This window comes from Moorena sp. SIO2C4, assembly GCF_010672485.1.
Taxonomy (GTDB): domain Bacteria; phylum Cyanobacteriota; class Cyanobacteriia; order Cyanobacteriales; family Coleofasciculaceae; genus Moorena; species Moorena producens.
In genome coordinates this window covers 1-1,714 of sequence record NZ_JAAHGN010001334.1, presented here as the reverse complement: position 1 = coordinate 1,714, position 1,714 = coordinate 1, and the positions used below count along the sequence as shown (strand labels likewise).

2 protein-coding genes are annotated in these 1,714 nt (G+C 47.4%); both read left to right on the top strand.

All coding sequences use genetic code 11. The features are described 5' to 3' along the window. A partial coding sequence (locus F6K20_RS37230) for an AAA-like domain-containing protein (protein ID WP_287298227.1) occupies positions 1–1,031 on the top strand: 1,031 nt, incomplete at its 5' end. After that, the coding region (locus F6K20_RS37225; RefSeq protein WP_287298225.1) for an AAA-like domain-containing protein at positions 1,028–1,714 on the top strand (687 nt) is incomplete at its 3' end. The genes F6K20_RS37230 and F6K20_RS37225, both read left to right, overlap by 4 nt.

Below are 1,714 nucleotides of genomic sequence, written 5' to 3'. Positions count from 1 at the left end.
CAGAAGTAGTGATCACACACTGCCCTGAGGAAGACTCTTCATTGATTTATGTCCAACGTCCTCCCATTGAACAGTCTTGTTATCAAGCCCTTTTAGGTCCCGGTGCCTTGGTCAGGATTAAAGCTCCGAGGCTGATGGGGAAGACATTGCTGATGGTGAGAATGTTGGATCAGCTTGCCGAGAAGGGCTACCGAAAGGCTTATGTAAATTTCCACTTAGCCCATAGCAATGACTTGACCGATGTCGATCGATTGTTCAAGTGGTTTTGTATCAGTGTTGGTCAAAGCTTGAAGATACCGAATCGGTTGAGAGACTATTGGGATGAAGACTTTTCCACGGCTAAAGTCGATTGTACCGAATACTTTGAGAACTATCTTCTGCCTGAAGCTGGCGCTCCCGTGGTTTTATGTCTCGATGAAGTAGACCGAGTTTTTCCCTACCCTGAGGTGGCTTCAGAATTTTTGGGATTGCTGAGGGCGTGGCACGAACGGGGGAAAGTGGAACAGGTCTGGAAACGATTACGGTTGGTGGTTGTCCATTCCACAGATGTCTATATCCCTCTCAATATAAATGAATCCCCGTTTAATGTGGGAGTGCCCATTGAATTACCAGAATTTACCCCGGAACAAGTCCAGGAATTAGCCCGACAACATGGACAGGATTGGAGTGAATCCCTTGTGGAGCAACTGATGGGGATGGTGGGAGGTCATCCTGATCTGGTACAGCAAGCCTTATCTCACTGCCAAATCCACGGTAATAACTCCCTGGCGCAACTGTTGCAAGCCGCTCCCACAGATGCTGGCATCTACGCCAACCACCTGCGACATCTGTGGCGGATGCTGCAACCACACCCAGACTTGGCAAAAGCACTATTACAGGTGATTGATGCTAACGCTCCTGTGCATCTGGACTTGATAGCAGCCTATAAGTTGTACAGCATGGGGCTAGTGAAAAAGCAAGGCAATCAGGTCATGGCCAGTTGTAATTTATATCGACAGTATTTTAGAGACCACCTAGGAGAACTGCTATGAGTACAGGAGCCTATCAGGTTGGGGGATGCCTACCACCCGATGCTAGTACTTATGTGGTGCGTACCGCTGACGGGGAACTTTATCAGCAGTTGCTGGCTGGAGAGTTTTGCTATGTCTTGAATTCCCGCCAAATGGGGAAGTCTTCCCTGAGAGTGCGAACCATGAAACGGCTGCAAAACCACGGGGTGGCTTGTGCATCCATTGATATTACGGAATTAGGAACCCAACAGGTTACCCCAGAGAAATGGTATGGCGGCTTAACCAAAACTCTGATTAACCGATTCGGTCTACAGGAGAAATTATCATTTCGCAGCTGGCTCAATGAGCACAAAGATATTCCCCCAGTACAGCTTTTTCGGGAGTTTATCGAAGAAGTCTTACTGATCCAAATTGCCGAACGGATTGTTATTTTTATTGATGAAATTGATAGCGTTCTGCAACTGGCGTTTAAAGATGACTTCTTTGCCCTAATTCGAGCCTGTTATAACAAACGGGCGGAAAATTCTGCCTATAATCGCATCAGTTTTGTGCTGTTGGGGGTGGCGACACCAGGGGATTTAATAGCAGATAAAGACCGCACCCCGTTTAATATTGGCCGAGCAGTTGAGTTACATGGCTTTCAACTCCATGAAGTTGAGCCGTTAGTCAAGGGATTGGAGGGAAACGTCAGTAACCCCAAAGCA